This is a genomic window from Paenibacillus gyeongsangnamensis, assembly GCF_027533625.1.
Taxonomy (GTDB): Bacteria; Bacillota; Bacilli; order Paenibacillales; family NBRC-103111; genus Paenibacillus_G; species Paenibacillus_G gyeongsangnamensis.
In genome coordinates this window covers 329,533-348,145 of the sequence record NZ_JAQAGZ010000005.1, presented here as the reverse complement: position 1 = coordinate 348,145, position 18,613 = coordinate 329,533, and the positions used below count along the sequence as shown (strand labels likewise).

The window sequence follows — 18,613 nt, the reverse complement described above, 5'->3', positions numbered from 1 at the left end:
CAACAGAGCTTTACGATCCGAAACCCTTCATCACTCACGCGGCGTTGCTCCGTCAGACTTGCGTCCATTGCGGAAGATTCCCTACTGCTGCCTCCCGTAGGAGTCTGGGCCGTGTCTCAGTCCCAGTGTGGCCGATCACCCTCTCAGGTCGGCTACGCATCGTCGCCTTGGTGAGCCGTTACCCCACCAACTAGCTAATGCGCCGCAGGCCCATCTGTAAGCCACAGCTTGCGCCGTGTTTCATGATTCCCCCATGCGGAGAAACCAGCTATCCGGTCTTAGCTACCGTTTCCGGTAGTTATCCCGGTCTTACAGGCAGGTTGCCTACGTGTTACTCACCCGTCCGCCGCTAACCCCGAAGGGTCCGCTCGACTTGCATGTATTAGGCACGCCGCCAGCGTTCGTCCTGAGCCAGGATCAAACTCTCCAATAAAGGCTTCATCGTCGAATTTAATCCGGGGATCAAACTCTCCAATAAAGGTAAAACTTTATCGAACAGAGCTGATTAAGCTCAAATCTTAATGCTGACGAGAATTTTCATTCTCTTATTGCACTCACTCGTTGTTCAGTTTTCAAAGAGCAATTCGTTTCTTTCGTTTCACCGTGCCGTTCTCACGGCCGGATTCACAATGTACCACATCGCTTCTCATTTTGCAACTGCTTGTTTTATCCAATCAGAGGATTGCCCTGACGACCAGATCGACAATTTGTTACATCAGACAGCGAGGATCAATATACCATATTTCTTCGCCGCTTTGCAACTGCGAATTTCTTCATCCGTCACCAGGGATCGTCCCATAAGATAGAATCCGTCAATTCGTTGTTTTTGAAGCAGCGAGAGATAATGTATCATATTCCGACGGCCTTTGCAACCCTGCAAATGAGACTTATTTTCCCAAACGCGGTTCCTTCTATATAATTGATTGTATTGTGTGAATGAACCCTTCTCAATATACCTGGCCCATGGCAAGGAACTAATGTTAATCCGAGGTGATCGAATCATGAAACCCGTTCTGGAGGTTGAGCATCTGACCGGAGGCTACAGCCGGCAGCGGCCGGTGCTGCACAACTTGTCCTTCCGTGTGCACCCCGGCGAAATGGTAGGCCTGATCGGACTCAACGGCGCAGGCAAAAGCACGACGATTAAGCATATCCTTGGCATTATGCAGCCTCATGCGGGTGAAATCCGCCTCAATGGACGCCGAATCGAGGAGCATCCTACCGAATACCGCCGCACGTATGCTTATGTTCCGGAAAGCCCCTTGTTATATGAAGAGCTCACGGTAAAGGAGCATCTGGAGCTTGCCGCTATGGCCTACGGCTTGGATTCGGCTGAGTATGAGCGGCGGTCTGCGGACATGCTGGAGGAATTCCAAATGACGCCCCATATCAACCGGCTGTCCTCCCATCTCTCCAAAGGGATGAAGCAAAAGGTCATGATCATGAGCGCTTTCCTGGTCCAGCCCGAGCTGTATATTATTGACGAACCGTTCCTCGGGCTCGATCCGCTCGGAATCCGATCTCTGCTGGAGCTGATGGTCAAGGTTAAAAACAGCGGCTCGGCTATTCTGATCAGCTCGCATATTCTGGCGACCGTCGAACGGTATGCCGATCAGTTCCTGCTGCTGCACCAAGGAAAGCTTAGAGCGTCCGGCACAGCGGCAGCCCTCCAGTCTGCCGCCGGGCTGCCGGGAGCGTCGCTTGACGATGCGTTTTTCCGGCTCGTCACCGAGGAAGGAACACGCTGATGGGGCATAGTCGAAGCGAATCGCATTTACGTCGCCTCTGGTCGAAGCGAACCGCGGAGTTTTTCAGGGAGCTTCGGCCTTACATCGGCTACTCGCTGCAAAGCGCTTCTTTGGCCATTACCTTGATCATGCTGGCCTGCACGTACGGCTACCGGCGTTTTCTTACCGACGTGCCCCCTGGGTTTCCTTTGCTCTTCACAGCCGCCATAGCGCTCCTTCCCGCGCTTGCCGTCAGTCCGATCCGCACATACCTGCGCGAGGCCGATCTGATCTACCTGCTCCCGCTGGAATCCAGCATGCCGGTATATCTGCGAAGAGCCGAAGCCCGTTCCTTGGGTATACAAGGAGCGCTGCTCCTGGCGGCATGGCTGATCGTATGGCCGCTGTATAAGCTTGGAGCCGGCGGCGGCATCGTAGACTTCTTAAGAGTGCTGGCCGTACTGCTGCTCGGCAAAAAAGTACTGCTTCACGGCCGCTGGAGCGAGCTGCAGCAAGCCGCACGCACGCAACGATTCCTGCTGTCGCTCCGTTGGGCGGTTGCTCTTGGACTGACATGGTCTCAAATGACGCTATCCCCCCTCATCGGTTTGATCTGCGCCGGGGCAGGTTTGCTCCTTTATTTGGGCTTGATGCGCTTCTTGGATCGCCGCGTCCTGCTATGGGTCCACTTGATCGCAATGGAAGCCCGCCAGCGGGCCAATATTTTCCGGCTGCTGAACTTTTTCGTCGATGTGCCCGACAGTCAAGGAAGAGCCCGCTCCATCCATGCGCCCGAGCCGATTCTTCGCTGGATCAGCGGATACCGGTTCCGTTCATCCGATACGTATCGGTTCTTGTACACCAGAGTGTGGCTGCGCTCCGAATGGTTCGGCATGACGGTCCGGTTAACCGCAGCGGGTTTCGTGGTTCTGTCCGTTGTTCCAGGCAGATGGCCGGCAGCCGGCTTGTTCGTTCTCTTCTCGTTCTTGATTCTGATCCAATTGAAGGAGCTTCAGAAAGCGTACCGCCATTCGGATTGGTCGTACGTTTATCCGCTTCCCGAAAGTCTCAGATCCCGATCGGCAGCCAATGTCAGGTACCGCCTGCATGCGGCGGCCAGCCTGGTTCTTCTCGTACCAGCAGCCGCCCGGCTGCATTCGATTGTGTGGACGGGAGCGCTGCTGGCGTTAACCGCAATCATCTCCTACGGGCTGCATAGACCGAAATAAAACGCTGTTGCGGCATCCGGAGGATATCGTATAATGGGGATTGCCATTAGAAAAAGGCGCATTTCGTAAACAGAAAGGAACGTTGCGTACTTATGAGAGCAACCCCTGCGATTACAAGAGCTCCGCGGCGCCGCAGTTCATGGGCCAGGTGGATTTGGCCGCTCGGCAGTCTCATCGTATTCCTGCTGGCATCTTCCATCGGGATCTCGATCTATGTCGGGTGGAAGCTGACTCACCCCGTACCGAAGCCGTTGGACGATTCGCCGGACCATTACGGCATGTCGTTTGAATCCATACAGTTCCAAAGCCGCCAAGGAGGCATTCTCCTGAAAGGCTGGTACATTCCGGGCAAGCCGCCTGCGGAAGGAACCGAAGCGCCGGCGAAGCCAAACCTGATCCTCGCTCACGGCTATGACAACAACCGCCTCCAAAAATCATCCGAGCTCCTTCGTCTCGCCAAAGACATGACGGACCTCGGCTACAATGTGATGATGTTCGATTTTCGCAACGCAGGAGAATCCGGAGGAAATCTCACTTCCGTCGGTTACTACGAGAAATTCGACCTGCTCGCCGCCGTCGATTGGATGATGGCTCAGCATCCCGGCAAGCTTGCGCTTGTCGGCTATTCCATGGGCGCGTCCACTGCGTTGCTGACCGCAGCAGAGGACCCTGCGGTCACCGGGGTTATAGCGGACAGTCCGTTCAATCATTTGACGCATTACCTCCAGGATAATTTGCCGGTTTGGTCGCATTTGCCGAACATTCCGTTTACCCCGTTGATTCTGGAAATCCTGCCCAGGCTGACCGGATTCGATCCCGACCAGGTGGATGCGTTATCCGCGGTAGACCGCATTTATCCGCGGCCGGTGCTGTTCATTCACAGCACGGACGACACATCAATGCCGTACATGAACAGCGAGTCGATGTGGGAGAAGCACAAGGACCGTTTTGAGTTCTGGAAAACATCCGGCGCCGGCCACGCCAAGAGCTATCCGAAGATGCCGAAGGAATATGTAGAGCATCTGAATGATTTTTTACAGAAATTATAATCCCCCGCCGTACCGGAAGTCCCTGCTGCTGAACGCAGTCGGGGCCTTTCTTGTCTGCCTGTAAATCTGGCCTGGCATCAATTCCGTACTGGGGAAATTGGGGTGATTCGGAGAGTCCGGGTAATGCTGGGTCTCTATTTATGCAGTCTCGGTCAATCATCCGTTTTGGGCCACGTTCGCTTATTTGCTTCCTTTGCTGGTCGTTACTGCGGCTGCTGCAATAAGGAAATAAACATCTGAAATGAAGCCGCCTTAGTCCTTTATTTTTCAGTATCCGCTGTTCTTCTGCCGAATTTTCCCGACGATCAGCAGCAACAGGGGCAGCCCGATCATATTGACAGGAAGTACGAATGGAACCCAGTAATTATTTAAATAATTGCCGGTCGCCTCGGAAACATTTTGGGGGAAAAACGCAAATGCCGTAACCACCGGGGCAATGAACCAGATCATATTCTTCCAGTTTTGGACTTGCAAAAATTGAGCCGTACCGTAACTGGCAATAAATAAATAAATAGACAATTTAACGAATACGCTGGCAATCCAAATGACAACGGCTAGTGCATCCAAATTTTCAATAAACCCGAAAATAGAGATCTTTTTTGTCATTTCAAAAAATGGATACCACATTTTGGAGGAGAGATTGACGCCTACCGTTAAAATGACCATGATTATCGATAAAAGTACAAAAAAACTGGCAATTGCCACAGCCCAAATCACATAGGGGGATCCCTTCCGGGGCGTAAAAAGAAACGGTGAAATCATGAAGAATTCAACCGCATGTCCAAGATAAGATGCGGAAGGAAGCGAACCCTTGACAATAGCCGCCATTCCGCTATCCGCATAAAAGGGCATCAGACGCTTCCATTGTATGTTAGGGACGCTTGAGATCAGAACCAGCAATACCATCAAAAAAATCAGGGGGCCTAATATTTCGCTGACCCGTCCGATTCCATCAATCCCTCCGGAATAGGTCACATATATAACGATTAGGACCATAACCAATATGATATATATGCTCGGAGTTTTAGGAAGGAGCAGAACCTGAAGCAGATCAGTGAGTTGGCGCAGAACAATAGGAATGATGGTATACCACTGGACGAAATAGACAACGACGACGATCTTGCCGAGCCATTTTCCCATAATCGTTTGACTGAATTGGATGAAGGTCTGCTCCGGATGAAGAAGCACGAGCTTTGTTGTTATCACAGCGATCAGCAATGCGATGCCTCCCGCAACAAGAAGGGAGACCCAAGCATCCTGCTTCGCAGCCTGCAAACCGGGAGTGAACGTCATCAGCAACGTCATGCCAATATCCATGATGGTGATCATCCAGAACGCTTGAATTCCGCTCACTTTCATTTTTATCATCCTTTTTGGGTTGATTGGCTCTACTTTTTCGGGTATACAGGCGATTGGATTCGGCCGGTACGTTGAATTTTGACATCAATCTGGACAGTTACCGGAACCCCGGGGTAGATGTCTTTCCATTGATCCTTATTTTGCTTCCAATAAGAGGCGTGCTGGATATGAAGCTCTTCCCCAATACCGAAAATGTCTGCCTTTAACTGCTTTTGAGCGTGTTTTAGCGTACTTTTTATCAGTCCTTCTATCTCACCCGCAAATTTGCTTTGAACGAGTTTTAAATTTTTACCTTTGCTCAAATCCAGCCTCGTATCGTTTTCCAATACTTTTGCCTTGGCTTTGAAGACAATCGTCACTTCGGGCATTCCATTATTTATCTTTGTGCGCAAGTCCGCTTTAGCTTTCATGATTTCAATGCCGACAGTTCCCTTAAAGCCTTTCACTTTTGGTTCAACCTGCGCGGTCATTTTGCTTCTTTCGAGTTTCCCTCTCCGCCAGATTAATATCTTCTTTTCATTAGGCGTTAGAAATCCGACCAGCTTATTTTCTTGGTACACGGCCACTTCATCAATATTGAGTACCCCGTCTTCACTCTTGCTGTTGTACGCTTTTAAGGCTCCAGTTACCGGTGACCTCCCGGAAGAGGACAGCTCATCCAAAAATTCATCCATTTTGACGGACAAACCGAGACCGGTTAATTGCATTTTTTTTAGAGCAATGGCCGGTATGGCTTCCAGCATGTACTGCGTTTGCAGCGCTTGTTTGGCGGTTGTTCCATTTGCAGTTAGAAAATAACTGTTATATCGGCTGCCGGGCGCACGCAGCAATGTATCTAAAAACTGATCAATACCATGTCTGGCATATTTTTCACCGATGATGACCACAGCCCTATGGCCAAAAAAGATTTGCCGGGACAGACGCTTCTGCAATTTGTGCAAGATATCCGCACCGTCCCTTCCTTTTTCCGAGACGACCAAAACCGTTCTTTTCCCCCCCCTACCACCCTGCATAGTACTGGGCATTTCTGTAGGAAGAGCGATTTGCAGCGTAACCTCTGCCTGTCCATTCTCGGCAAGATCGATACCTGCGGCGAGTACAAACGCAATATCGTTAAGCTCTGACCGGTCCCAACAGCCTGTAATTAAACTGAGACAGAGGACAGAAGCTATTAATTTACACCATTTCATCCGGATCATTGCTTCTCCAGCTCCCGATTCGGGCGAACACGATTTTGACGCTTATGGATAACCCACCACGGAGCTCTTACGAATACGTCCAATATTCCGGATGGTTGAAACGGAGCGAGCGGCGACATATAATACACGCCGAAGGAACGCAGGTTTACGAGATGAATCAGCAGAGCAATCATAGCGACGCCAATACCGTATAAGCCGAAAACGCCTGCAGACAGCATGAGCGGAAATCGCAAAATACGAATCGCTTGACTCATATTGTTACTGGGAACCAGGAAGGATGCGATTCCCGTCAAAGATACGACAATGACGATGGGCGCCGATACGATGCCGGCCTGAACGGCAGCTTGTCCGATCACAAGCACCCCTACGATGCTGATGGTCTGTCCGATTTGTTTGGGAAGGCGTATTCCCGCCTCGCGTATCGCCTCGAAAGCAATCTCCATCATTACGATTTCAACCAATGCCGGAAAAGGAACCGGTTCCCTTGCCGCCGCAAGAGACAAAACCAAACTGGTGGGAATCAATTCCGGATGATACGTATTCACAGCAATAAATAGGGATGGCAGGGTTAAGGCTATGACTGTAAAAAGATACCGAAGCCACCGCAAAAATGTAGAAACAATAAAGTTCGCATAATAATCCTCCACCGTTTGAAATGCATGCCAAAAAGTAATGGGAGCGACGAGCACCATCGGAGTTCCGTCCACCAGAATGGCAACTTTCCCTTCAAGCAGCGAAGCCGACACGGAGTCAGGACGTTCGGTCATTTGGATGACGGGAAAAGGCGAGTAAGGCGCGTCACGGATCATTTCTTCAATGTAACCCGATTCCAGGACGGTATCCATATCGATTCGCGATAAACGATTTCTTACCTCCATGATCACCTCGGGCGCAGCCACATTCTCTAAATATGCGACAACGACCACGGTTTGGGAAATCTCCCCGATCAGCAACTGCTCCATCTTCAACCGAGGCGTTCTGATTTGCTGGCGGATTAATGCCATATTGATGTCGATATCCTCAATAAACCCGACTTTCGGACCGCGAATGACCGACTCCATATTGGGTTCCTGCAGCTCACGATGCAATTGTTCTTTCATGCTTATGGAAAGAGCATGGTTCGAAGATTCAACAAACAGAACCACTTCTCCCCTAATGATTTGTTTAACCGTTTCTTTCTTATTACTAACGATTTTTGTCCGCGCGATTGGAAGCAGTTCACTTTTCATCTGTTCAATAATCCGGGTGGTGACATTTGATTCTATCGTCTTATTTATCAATAATGTTTTCAATAATTCCTCATCCAATTGTTTGCTGTCGACCAATTCCCGGAAGAATACCAGCATGCAAGGAATCGACCCGAACAGATGTACCCTTCTTACAATCAGATCGGAACAATTGGAAAACATCTGTTTTATCCAGGCTTCATTTTGATCAAGATCCTCGGATAGTTCCCCTTCATTTGTATCTTCCGTTATAACCTCGGTAAAAACTTTAAGCTTATCCCGTTTTTGTTCTATTCGTTGTATAGGGAATATTTTTTTAAAAATCATAATTTTCACCCCCTTTCCTTCTTTGTCAATTAAATTTTCCAATTTCTGATCAATTCATACTGAAATGGTGCATATTTCTATGGTATATAATCCCAGTGGCTGTGGGATTATAACAGCTATGAATATCAATATAAGAGTAGGACGTTCGGAAAGATGAGCAGCAGGATGGCGTGGAAAATCATCGGTTTTTTATTCATTGTCGGCTTATCGGGTTTAGTGCTTTACTATTCCGTTTCAAAAGGCTAACAAAAAAAGGCAGGAAGGGTATTCACTCCCAACCTGCCTTACCTTTTTTAACTAAAATAAGTATTGGCCAACTTCTCCGCCGTGCGTGTTGCCAATGCCTGGGTCGTAAGAGTCGGATTGGGGCCTCCGATTCCGTTAAAGTGCACGCTGTTGTCGGCGATATATAAACGCTTGACTTGAAATGCCTCGCAATTCGTATCTACAACGTATCCCATACGCATCGTGCTTTCGATATGGAGCAGCCAGCCGGCAGGAGTATCCGATCGGATGATTGTTTTGGCACCGGCATGCTTCAGAATGTCAGCTGAATGTTTGGCTAATTGGTCGCGCCGCTGCAACGTTTTCTTACTTGGGGAGTAATGAATGACCGGAACCGGTCCGTGTTCGTCTTTCAGCAGCGGATCGACCGTCACCCTGTTGTGATAAAGCGTTTCATCATCCGCAAGTATCAGCATGCTCATCGTTCGGCGATAGTTCATCATCAGTTCTTTTAGCTCGGGACCGACGACCCGCCCGCGAATATCCCAGGGCGCCCCCGGCTCCGGCGGGTTCAGGGCGTTGTAGCCCGCATCGCTGAAACCGTAAGTAATAAAAGCATGCAAGCCCGGGCTCAGACCGGAAACCTGAGTGGAGCCAAGCCCCGGGATATCGACTCTCCCCCCGGACGTGGGGCCTACGAACGGATCTACTGTCGGAATGCCCAGTATGTCGATCAGGTCCTTTTCTTCGAATACGCCCGATACCCAGTCGAAATAATGAATCGTCAGCCCTCTCCCCACCCATTCGTTGTAGGGCAGCCCGGAATTCATCCAAAGACGCGGCGATTCGACGCAGCCGGCCGACATGACTACAGCCTTGGCGTTCAGTTCTCCGATCTCCCCCGTCCACGTATCCCGGAACTGCACTCCGGTTGCGCGGAGTCCTTCTTTCGGATCGTGCCCCGTCAAAATTTTGATCGCAAAGGAATTGGGACGGATCGCGACGTTTCCGGTTTTGAGCGCGAGGGGGACGTAACTGACAAGCGTACTCCGTTTGGCGATTTTGTCTACGGAGGGACCCGTTGTACAACCGTTGACGCAATGTCCCCTCATCGTGCATCCTTCCATCTCATGCAATTGATCCATCGTATAATTCGGATCCATTAGATGCTCGTTAGGCGGCAGAATCGCATTGGGATGCGGGCGATATCCTGGAGTTACGACATCAAGCGTCGGGATGAGCGACCACCCGGCTTTCTTGGCCCCGTAGAAAAACAGCTCTTCTTTCGGAGCCATTGGCGCAAACTGAACGGGTAACGTAGCCTCGGCCTTCTCATAGTAGGGGATCAGCTCCCGATAACTGATTGGCCAAACGTTGTCAACGGCTATGGGAAAAGCGCGCGGCGACTGCGACCAGTAATGCTGTGTCGTTCCTCCGACTCCGGCGAGCTGCCAAATATCGCCCCTCTGCCGCATAACCCGATGCCAAGGCGGGCGCCGACGGTCGGCCGGTCCGAAGCGGAAGGCGCCCGATCCCACATCGTTTATATTATTTTCATAGGAGTTGTAGATTTTTTTGTAGATTCCCACATCCAGATCGGCGTGGGAGGAGCTCCACTCCGCGCCGCGATCGGCGTTAGGGTTCGGCCATTTGCTGTTCCCATACCACGGGCCTGCCTCCAGAACCAAAACTTTAAGACCCAGCTCTCCGAGTTCCTTGGCCGCAACAGCTCCGCCGCCGCCGGACCCGATTACGATCACATCCGCATCATCCATTGGAAGCCCCCCCATCTTTGCGATCAATCTTCAACAAAAAACCCCGGAGGGCGCGGTAACCCTTGGACACTCCCGGATAGCCCGCCTGCTTCCAGCTTATTGGAAAATATTCCAATCTTCGTTCCGTGGGCGTTTTCAGTCGTGTCGACCCGTATGCGGACCATTCCGAATAAAAACCGAACATGGGCCCCCGGTTCAGAAAATCGACTATAAATGTAATGAGTCCGCCGTCGTTCCGGTACGGAGGAGGAAGGGTACCAAGATCAACATCAAGCTGCTCCAACATCGCCAATACCCGAATTCGGTCGCGGGGCGAGAGACTCGCGAACGAGCTTCCCCTCCAGACTGCAAAAAATTGAGGATCCTGCGCTTTGCCTGATGCGATATACTGAGCTGCGCCGTCATTGAGCAGCATTGCGGTTGAAGCGGCCAAAGGAATTTCGGCCAGATAGTATCCCACAAAAAGCGAAAGACTGTGATTCAATTCCCAGATCATATACTCGTGAACGCCCAGTTCCAAAGCTCCTGCGGATTGCTCTGGCCCATATGAGGCGGATATCGGCGTATTCGGGATTATCGCTTCGACTAATGCCCTAAAAGTTGTGATGGTTTGCGAATCTGAGCTTGCATGGTATCCATCCGTCAGATTCATTTGAGGTTCCCCCGCTCCAAGATTTTATCCAATCCATATATCTTTATATTTAATTTAGATAACAGTTATTCGTATTTAGTTACGAAAAAGAAAAAAGCACCCGAAGGTGCTTCCATAGATTAGCCTTATTTCGCAGGCACCGCCTCTTGGTATACGATGCGCTCGCCCTTCCGGGACGATTCGTAAATATCCATGACGAGCCGGAACGCTTTGTAGCCTTCGGGACCGTTCAGCCAGAACGGCTTTCCGGCTTGAATATGATCGTAGAAATCTGCGATCTGAGCACCGTGGCTGACGCCCCAGTACGATTTCTCCCCGAGGTCGTTCACTACCGGTTCACTCAGCACCGTCTGCGCCCCGTTCTGTTCCAGCACGAGAATGTCCCCGCGGAGGTACAGCTTGCCCTTCTCGAATATCATCTCCACCTCAACCGGCGAATTCGTCCGGTAAGCGTTCGTTGCGTAGAAGATGGCCGTTGTCCCGTTCTCAAACACGAGGTGCGCATGCGCCGTATCCTCCACTTCAATTACGCCTTCCAGCGAGTCCGTCGAGATGGTGCCCTTCACGCTAGCCACCTCGCCGCCAAGCCAGCTCAGCAGATCCAGCGTATGTATCGCCTGGTTGATCAGCACGCCGCCGCCTTCCGTGGCCCACTTGCCTTTCCACTCGGTAGCGTAATAGCCGGCACCGCGGAACCAGGTAACAAGGCCCTTCATACAGATCAGCTTGCCGAGTTCCTCCGACTCCGCATACTTCTTCATGATGACGGAGGCCGGATTGTACCGGTTCTGGAAAATGACGCCGAGCTGCACGTCCGGATGCGCCTCAGCCGCATCCAGTATCGTCTGCGCGGCCGCTTTATTCTCCGCCATCGGCTTCTCCGTGAGCACATGCTTGCCTGCCCGGAGCGCATCTACGGCCATCGGAGCATGCAGATAGTGCCCGGTGCAAATATGAACGACATCGATGTCGTCCCGTTTCAGCATTTCGTGATGATCCGTATAATACGAAGAGCCGTACTGCTGTGCCGTCTTCTCCGCCAAAGCGGCGTCAATGTCGACGACGGCAAGCAGCTGCGCCGAAGGATTAGCCGAGATGGCCTTCAAATGAACGCCCGAAATCGCACCGCAGCCAATAACCGCAACGCCTAATGGTTTCATAAAGCTCACCTAGTTTCCTATAGAGATTACCTTCATCATGCCTTATAATAAAAACGCATTCATTGCGTTATTTGATTAATTTATTGCTTTTTTTGACTTTGTATTCAAAGGGGGCGGACAGGGTGCACATCTCCGTGAAAAACCGCTATTTTCATTACTCCCATCGCCGGATGGAGAAGCCCAGAAAAATGGAGTTTCATCTGCACGATCAATACGAGATTTATTTTTTCATCTCCGGGGACGTGCATTATTTGATAGAGAAAAAGGTATACCCGCTCGAGTATGGAGATCTGCTCATTATGAACAACCGGGAGCTCCATAAAGCGACGTTCCGGTCCGACGCCCCATACGAGAATATCGTCATCCATTTCGATCCCGCCGTTGCGGCAGCGCTCGCCGCCGTCTCCCCTTACCCGCTGCTGGACTGCTTTGTACGCCGGCCTCTCGGCGAGCACAACAAAATCGCCTTCAACCACCAGCAGCTGGATGAGGCGACGACGTTATTCCACCGGATCGAGCAGCTTGCGAAAAATGAGGAGGACGGCTCGGAGCTGCTGCTCACGGCCTATATGACGGAGCTGCTCGTCCTGATCAACCGAGTGCACCGCCAAAGCCTGTCTCCCACCGCTTCCTGCCAGCCGGAGCTCGACCATAAGCTCGCGCCGGTGCTCGATTATATCGATCACCATCTGGATCAGGATTTATCGCTCGAAACGCTCGAACGGCTGTTCTATGTAAACCGTTATTACTTGAGCCGTCTGTTCAAAAGAACGACCGGCAGCACCATTCACGAGTATATCGTACTGAAACGCATTGCCGAAGCCAAGCGGCTCCTGAAGGAAGATTATAACGTTACCGACGCATGCCAGCTGTCGGGCTTCAACGATTATTCCAACTTCATCCGCATGTTCAAAAGGTACGTCGGCATTTCTCCGGGCCAATACCGCAAACGGGATTAACGCAGTATTGACGCTGCGCAGTCCGCATAGTAGAATAATGCAGGCTGTTAACGATTCAGTTCCCGACTAAATAGATAAAAAAAGAGGGGTAACCAGGACAATGATGGATATCCGAACGGCAGCGATTGTATTATACCTGTTGCTGATTTATTGGCTGTCGTTAAGCGTACCTGCCTTAAAGACGCTGTTTTTCCCCACACTGGGTGCTTTCTCCTATTTGTTCTTAAGCCGTACCTTCAAGCTGAAGGAGCTTCTGAAGCTGGTGACCGGCGCGGGAGCCGCCTCGCTGATCGGATCGTTGTTCTTCCTGTCGCACACCGGAGTCCTTGCGTTCCTCCTGACGGCAGCCTGTACGATTACGATGATTCGCCGGTATCATTTGAACGCTCCGCCGATCCTCGCCGTAGCGCTCATCCCTTACTTCTCGCATCCGGCCGGATGGTGGAATTTGACCTTGGCCGTGCTCAGCTCCCTGATCGGACTGGTCGTTATTCTCGGATTATTCGAAATGCTTGCTTCGGCTATGCAGCGCCGGAAAGCCAAATACGATCCCGTACAGACTACGGATTCCGCAGCCGCCGGCTAATCTTCGATAAAACGCTGCCGGACGCTCCGGTCCGGCAGCATGCAGGCGTCGCTCCGGCCGAACCAGCGGTACCGGCTGCGCGCAATCAAGTTATACATACCGTCGCGGAAAGGTCTTGGTACGAGAATCAAGGCGTAAGTCAGCGGCCACGCGCCGCCGAGACGGCGGAGAACATGAAGCCCGGCGGTCGAGCGCGTATACAGACGATCCCCCTCCAGCAGAACGAACGTATCCGGCGCTTCCGGATCCATCCCCCGCTCCCGCAGCATCTTCTTTCCGATCTCCGACTGCAGCGCAGCGAAGCGGAACCGGCCTCTCGGATCCCGGGGAATAATGAACTGTACAACCCGGTTGCACAAGCCGCACGTCCCGTCATAAAATACGATCGCAGCCTCTTCTGCAGTTGCATCCCGAAGTATATTCTTATCGTCCGACGTCATCCGCCCGCACCCGCCTTCCACTCCCGTTATCCATCCTTAGGTTAATTGTACCTCTTCAGCCGATCTACTTAAAGGTGAACCGTTCATGGATCGGCAGCGGATGAGCCATCAGCAGCGTTCTGCGCTGAATGGCGGGGAGCAGCTTCGTCTTGGCGGCGAGTGAGAGAAGGATCGGAGCGATCGTACGGATAAACGGCGTCGAAGTAAACACCATCTTCGCTCCGCGGACCTGGATTTTGTGAATGGCCCGAATCTCTTCCTCTCTCTGCTCCTGAACCCGGTCCAATCTTTCCGCCGAAACGTCGCCTGCCTCCAGCGCATCGTAAATGACGTCCGCTGCCATAACCGCCGTGGTGACGGACAGCGAAACTCCAACCGCGCCTACGGGAGATGCGCAGTGAGCCGCGTCCCCGATCAGCAGACATCCGTCCTTCGCCCAGCGCTTCACCAGAAAATCCTTCACCTGGAGCAGCACGAACGGCTTGAAATCCTTGAGCTCTTCGGCGAACGCGCGAAACGCCGGATTGGCCGCCAGCAGCTCCTCGCGGAATGGCTGAATGCCGTGCTCGCGGATCTCTTTCCATTCCTCTACGGGAACGGCCACTCCCACTTGGAGGTGATTCGGGTATTTCGGCAAAATAATGTAGCCATGACCGTCGGAAATCTGTATCCGCAGCTCGTCGCCCCAATGCTCCGGCTTCGGTACGGTAAACCAAATCAAGTCCCCGGCATGATGCTCGTATTCGAACTCGAAGCCCCCCAGCCGGCGCACCGCCGAGAACCGGCCGTCGGCCCCCACCGTGACCTTGGCCTTGACGTGAACGGGTCCCTGCGCGCCTTCGGCCGTTACGCCCGCGATCCGATCGCCGTCGTGAAGCAGCTCTTTGACCTGGGCATGAAACCGCATGGAGAACCCGGGAAGCTCCGCAGCTTTGTCGTACAGCGCCTGAAGCAGGATCGGCTGGGGCATCCACAGGGCATAAGGAATATCTTTCGAGAATCCGCTGAAGCTGAACTCGCCTTTTCGCTTGTCGTTATAATAGAGCGCGCCGCATGTCAACTTCGAGCTAGGGAACGATTCAAGGTACGCCCTCAGACCGATTTGTTCCATCAATTGAAGAAAACGGGGCTGAAGCACCTCTCCCCGGTACTCCCGGTCGAAATTATCGTGGCTCTCCAGTACGATGACCTCTTTCCCCGCCTTCGCGAGCAGCATGCCGAGAATCATGCCGGCCGGCCCGCCTCCGACGATGCAGACGTCTTTCTCAATCGTTTCAATGGACATGGGAATCCCTCCTTCGAGGAATAAGCTCGAGTCGGTAGTGAGTGATTACTCACTTTTGAATTCAGTATACGCCTCCCTTCATCCCCCGTCAATGGGCCGCAGAAGAAAAAAACGAGCGCAGACCCGCTAGTCTGCGCACGTGGAAATGGGCCGGATTACACTCCTTGCACGAAGTCCCGGATCACCGCCGACAGCTGCTCGGGAGCCTCCATCATGCTCATGTGACCGCTGTCCTTCAGCGTATGCCGCTTCACGTCCGGCCCTTGAGCCGTGAACGTCTTGTCCGCGGGGATGATCTGATCGTGCTCCCCAGCCGCCAGCAGCAGCGGAATGCGGGCTTCCTCCAGCACCCTCCTCCGGTCGGGCCGCGCACGCATCGCCTCCAGCGTTCGCATTGCGCCTTCCGGACTGGTGCCGTAGCCGATTTCTTTGGCCCGCTTGACCTGCTCCGGCATGCTCTCCAGGTGAGCCGGAGCGAACAGCTTCGGAATCAGGCCGTCGATAAAGACCGGAAGCCCTTGTCCGCGGATCGTTTCGATGGAATTCAAGCGGCCCTGCTTCCCTTTCTCGTCAGCACCCTGACCGGACTCCTTCTTTTCAAGGAAACCCGGTTCAGTCAGTTTCCTTCATTTGTCCTTGGCCTGCTCCAGCACCGGCTTGTATTTGGAGCTGACATAAGTTTCCGCCTTCGGCTCCGTAATCATCTGGCCGTTTATGCTGCCGGGAGCCGGGTCGGACGTGCGGTACGAGATCACGGCCGTGCCGTCGGTCTCGAAGCGGATGCTTTGCACATCAATGCCGTAACCCGTCGTCGGCTTCTGACCGCGCGAGAGAATGATTTTATTCACATCGTCGTTCACCCGCTCTACGGTCATCGTCACGTTCTCCTGCGAATCGGGGTTCGCCAGGGCGTTATGCGATTCCAGAAACCGGATCGTGTTGTACACCCAAACCGCCGCTTCTCCCCGCGTCAGCTCTCGCTTCGGATAAATCTTGCGATCCTCCCCGAGCTTCTCGATTTGATGAAGGATCAGCGCCTGCACGCTTCCGTTCAGATTCGGATCGATCTCATCCTTATCCGCAAGAAGCACGAGCATCTTGACGATCGGGAACGTGCCTTTCGTATTCAAGGCGTGAATGAGCAAATCCGCGAACTGCTCCCGCGTAATCGTCCCGTTCGGATCGACATCCTTCGGTATCGGGAGGCCGTTCAGTTGGGCGATCACGAACGCTTGGGCGTACCAGGCGTCATTAGATATCCGCGTGAAATAATCGGAAGCCTCGGGTTTCTTGAAAAACTGCAGGCTGTCGATATTAAGCTGCAGCCCCTTCACAAGCATGACCATGCTCTGGGCGTAGGTTATTTTTTCTCTGGGCATAAAATGCAGGCTGTCCATTCCGCTGACGACGCCGCGGTCCTGCAGCGCCTGAATCGGCTGCTTCTGGTCGGCCTGATCCACATCCTCGAACGCAAATGCCGAGCCTGCGGTCAAACTGCTTACAATCGCCGCTGTCGCCATCAGCGTTACGATTCGTTGCTTTTTCATTATCTAACCACCTTTCAACTCATCATGTGCTGCTCCTTCCTGAGTTACCCTCTAGACGCAGTATTCCCCGTAAGGTTGCACCTGCCTCCGCCCATTTGCGATTTTAATGCATGATTCACTAAACCGCTCATATGCTGATAGAGCACGTATTTCATCTATGGAGGGATTGTCATGCCGGTTGCCATAGTGCAGATCGCCCTGATTCTCATTATCGTCCGCTCGGTCTATATGACCTTTCTCGTTTCCCAACGCCCCAAGAAGCCTTGGCTCGATTTGCTTCATTATGTATCGGTTGCGGTTGTCGCGATGTCGTTCCTCCTCCATTAACCCCTGTTCCTCCGGACAGGACAAGTACGCCCCCGGTCGGTACGGCTTGCCGATGCGGGGCTCTTTTGCGCGTTGCGATTCTATAAGAAAAAACAATAGGCAGCCCCCTGTTAATCTGGTAACGATGAGGTATTGCGAAAGATTCGTAAGCCGGCGGATTTCGCGAGGATGGCGGAACCGGGAGCAGCGAAATCCCTGGCATTACACGCCGGCGCGGTCGTACAATGGCGGCTTAGTCATAAATTGTCGAAACTTATCGTTTTCCTTCCATAAAATTGCCCTCTCCCTATTGACCAAACGTTCTAGTCGGTGCTAAACTATGGATCACCGAGTAATTCCATTGGAATTATACACAATCATATTGGGGGAGGATTACTTTATGCGTCATTGGAAAAAAAGCTTGATGGCCGTGCTCGTCTTCGTCTTGTCGATCTCCTTGATCGCTTGCGGAAGTACGAAGCCCGCCTCGCAAACGCCTGACAACGGCAAACCTGCCGATAACGCCGCAGCCGGTGCGAACTCGCTGGCCGGCAAGAAAATCGCACTCATCATGCAGATCAACCTGGGCACCTTTTCCGCTCAATACATAGACGGCGTAAAAGAGCAGGTCGAGAAGCTCGGCGGTAAAGTGACCGTATTCCCGACAGACGGAGACCTCGCCAAGATGTCCTCCAACCTCGATGCGGCGATCAACCAGAAGTTCGACGGCATTCTGATCGACCACGGCAACGCGGAAGCGCTCGAAGCCGGCGTGAAGAAGGCGCTTGAGAAGAAAATCCCGGTCGTCGCGTTCGACGCCGACATCAAAGTGCCTGGCGTGCCGGTATTGCAGCAAGGCGACCAGAAGATGGCCGAAATGACGCTGGACAAGCTCGCGAAGGACAGCGGGGGCAAAGGCAACATCGTCAAAATCTGGGTAGCGGGCTTCGCTCCGATGGAGCGCCGCCAAATCGCCTACAAGGCGTTCCAGGACAAGAATAAGGACATTAAAGAAATCGCCGCATTCGGCGCTGCGTCGCAGAACACGGCGCTCGATACGCAATCGCAAATGGAAGCCATCCTGAAGAAGTACCCGAACAAGGGCGACATCACCGCGGTCTGGGCCGCATGGGACGAATTCGCCAAAGGCGCCGCCCGCGCGATTCAGCAAGCGGGACGTACGGAAATCAAAGTATACGGCATCGATATGAGCGACGAGGACCTGCAGATGATTCAGGATCCGAAGAATCCATGGGTTGCCTCCGCAGCCGTCGATCCGAAGGACATCGGACGCATCCAAGTGCGTTACCTGTACCAGAAGCTGCACGGCGACCAAACGCCTGACACGGTCGTACTCGATCCGGTCTTCGTGGACCGCGACCAGCTGCCTAAGGAACAAGTCTCCACGGCACAGCTTTCTCAGCATGTCAAAGGCTGGGGCGGAAGCCAGCAAGGCTACACCGACTGGCTCAAGCAGGCTGAGCAAGCTGCAGCCAAGAAGTAAGGACGATTATCCCGGATCCCACCTAACGCTTATGCGGCCGGTGGGATTTTCCCTTTAA

The 18,613-nt window shown here is 52.7% G+C and carries 17 protein-coding genes and 1 rRNA gene; 7 read left to right on the top strand and 11 right to left on the bottom strand.

Annotated elements, in window-relative coordinates; translation table 11 throughout:
* Positions 1–433 (bottom strand): 16S ribosomal RNA (locus O9H85_RS10280); the annotation flags it as partial.
* 568 nt (positions 434–1,001) lie between these two features.
* On the opposite strand from O9H85_RS10280, the gene O9H85_RS10275 reads away from it, so the two are divergent.
* From O9H85_RS10275 to O9H85_RS10265, 3 genes are all read left to right on the top strand, one after another.
* A complete protein-coding gene (locus tag O9H85_RS10275; protein ID WP_269881244.1) occupies positions 1,002–1,748 on the top strand; it encodes an ABC transporter ATP-binding protein in 747 nt (248 codons plus the stop codon).
* Positions 1,748–2,956 carry an ABC transporter permease gene (locus tag O9H85_RS10270; protein WP_269881243.1) on the top strand — a complete coding sequence of 403 codons (1,209 nt, stop codon included), beginning with the start codon at positions 1,748–1,750 and terminating at the stop codon, positions 2,954–2,956. The genes O9H85_RS10275 and O9H85_RS10270 overlap by 1 nt, the downstream gene beginning before the upstream one ends.
* A gap of 92 nt (positions 2,957–3,048) precedes the next feature.
* Entirely contained in the window at positions 3,049–4,005 is a 957-nt protein-coding gene (locus O9H85_RS10265) for an alpha/beta hydrolase (protein WP_269881241.1), read from the top strand.
* A 267-nt stretch (positions 4,006–4,272) separates the two neighbouring features.
* Here O9H85_RS10265 and O9H85_RS10260 read toward each other — a convergent pair whose 3' ends face one another.
* The 6 genes from O9H85_RS10260 to O9H85_RS10235 form a co-directional block, all read right to left on the bottom strand.
* A complete protein-coding gene (locus tag O9H85_RS10260; protein WP_269881240.1) occupies positions 4,273–5,364 on the bottom strand; it encodes a GerAB/ArcD/ProY family transporter in 1,092 nt (363 codons plus the stop codon).
* 29 nt (positions 5,365–5,393) lie between these two features.
* A complete protein-coding gene (locus tag O9H85_RS10255; protein WP_269881239.1) occupies positions 5,394–6,563 on the bottom strand; it encodes a Ger(x)C family spore germination protein in 1,170 nt (389 codons plus the stop codon).
* A complete protein-coding gene (locus O9H85_RS10250) occupies positions 6,560–7,972 on the bottom strand; it encodes a spore germination protein (RefSeq protein WP_269881238.1) in 1,413 nt (470 codons plus the stop codon). Before O9H85_RS10250 ends, O9H85_RS10255 begins: the two co-directional genes overlap by 4 nt.
* A 437-nt stretch (positions 7,973–8,409) precedes the next feature.
* The gene (locus O9H85_RS10245; RefSeq protein WP_269881237.1) at positions 8,410–10,116 is read right to left on the bottom strand and encodes a GMC family oxidoreductase N-terminal domain-containing protein; all 1,707 of its coding nucleotides are present in this window, start codon (positions 10,114–10,116) and stop codon (positions 8,410–8,412) included.
* Positions 10,109–10,768, bottom strand: coding sequence for a hypothetical protein (locus O9H85_RS10240; protein WP_269881235.1), 660 nt, complete (start codon positions 10,766–10,768; stop codon positions 10,109–10,111). Before O9H85_RS10240 ends, O9H85_RS10245 begins: the two co-directional genes overlap by 8 nt.
* Before the next feature lie 125 nt (positions 10,769–10,893).
* A complete protein-coding gene (locus O9H85_RS10235) occupies positions 10,894–11,928 on the bottom strand; it encodes a Gfo/Idh/MocA family protein (protein WP_269881234.1) in 1,035 nt (344 codons plus the stop codon).
* A 134-nt stretch (positions 11,929–12,062) separates the two neighbouring features.
* On the opposite strand from O9H85_RS10235, the gene O9H85_RS10230 reads away from it, so the two are divergent.
* Entirely contained in the window at positions 12,063–12,887 is an 825-nt protein-coding gene (locus O9H85_RS10230; protein ID WP_269881233.1) for an AraC family transcriptional regulator, read from the top strand.
* A gap of 100 nt (positions 12,888–12,987) precedes the next feature.
* Entirely contained in the window at positions 12,988–13,473 is a 486-nt protein-coding gene (locus O9H85_RS10225; protein WP_269881232.1) for an HPP family protein, read from the top strand.
* Here O9H85_RS10225 and O9H85_RS10220 read toward each other — a convergent pair.
* The 4 genes from O9H85_RS10220 to O9H85_RS10205 form a co-directional block, all read right to left on the bottom strand.
* Positions 13,470–13,913 carry a thiol-disulfide oxidoreductase DCC family protein gene (locus O9H85_RS10220; protein WP_269881231.1) on the bottom strand — a complete coding sequence of 148 codons (444 nt, stop codon included), beginning with the start codon at positions 13,911–13,913 and terminating at the stop codon, positions 13,470–13,472. The genes O9H85_RS10225 and O9H85_RS10220 overlap by 4 nt on opposite strands.
* Before the next feature lie 64 nt (positions 13,914–13,977).
* On the bottom strand, positions 13,978–15,198 hold the full coding sequence (locus O9H85_RS10215; RefSeq protein WP_269881230.1) for an FAD-dependent monooxygenase: 1,221 nt from the start codon (positions 15,196–15,198) through the stop codon (positions 13,978–13,980).
* Between the two features lie 155 nt (positions 15,199–15,353).
* A complete protein-coding gene (locus O9H85_RS10210; RefSeq protein ID WP_269881229.1) occupies positions 15,354–15,746 on the bottom strand; it encodes an alpha/beta fold hydrolase in 393 nt (130 codons plus the stop codon).
* A gap of 78 nt (positions 15,747–15,824) precedes the next feature.
* On the bottom strand, positions 15,825–16,745 hold the full coding sequence (locus O9H85_RS10205; protein ID WP_269881228.1) for a protease complex subunit PrcB family protein: 921 nt from the start codon (positions 16,743–16,745) through the stop codon (positions 15,825–15,827).
* A gap of 171 nt (positions 16,746–16,916) precedes the next feature.
* Here O9H85_RS10205 and O9H85_RS10200 point away from each other — a divergent pair, with 171 nt between their 5' ends.
* Together O9H85_RS10200 and O9H85_RS10195 are read left to right on the top strand one after the other, a co-directional pair.
* On the top strand, positions 16,917–17,072 hold the full coding sequence (locus O9H85_RS10200; RefSeq protein ID WP_269881227.1) for a hypothetical protein: 156 nt from the start codon (positions 16,917–16,919) through the stop codon (positions 17,070–17,072).
* Positions 17,073–17,451: 379 nt separating this feature from the next.
* Positions 17,452–18,555: a sugar ABC transporter substrate-binding protein gene (locus O9H85_RS10195; protein ID WP_269881226.1), complete on the top strand. Its 1,104-nt coding sequence runs from the start codon at positions 17,452–17,454 to the stop codon at positions 18,553–18,555.
* The last annotated feature ends 58 nt before the right edge of the window (positions 18,556–18,613 follow it).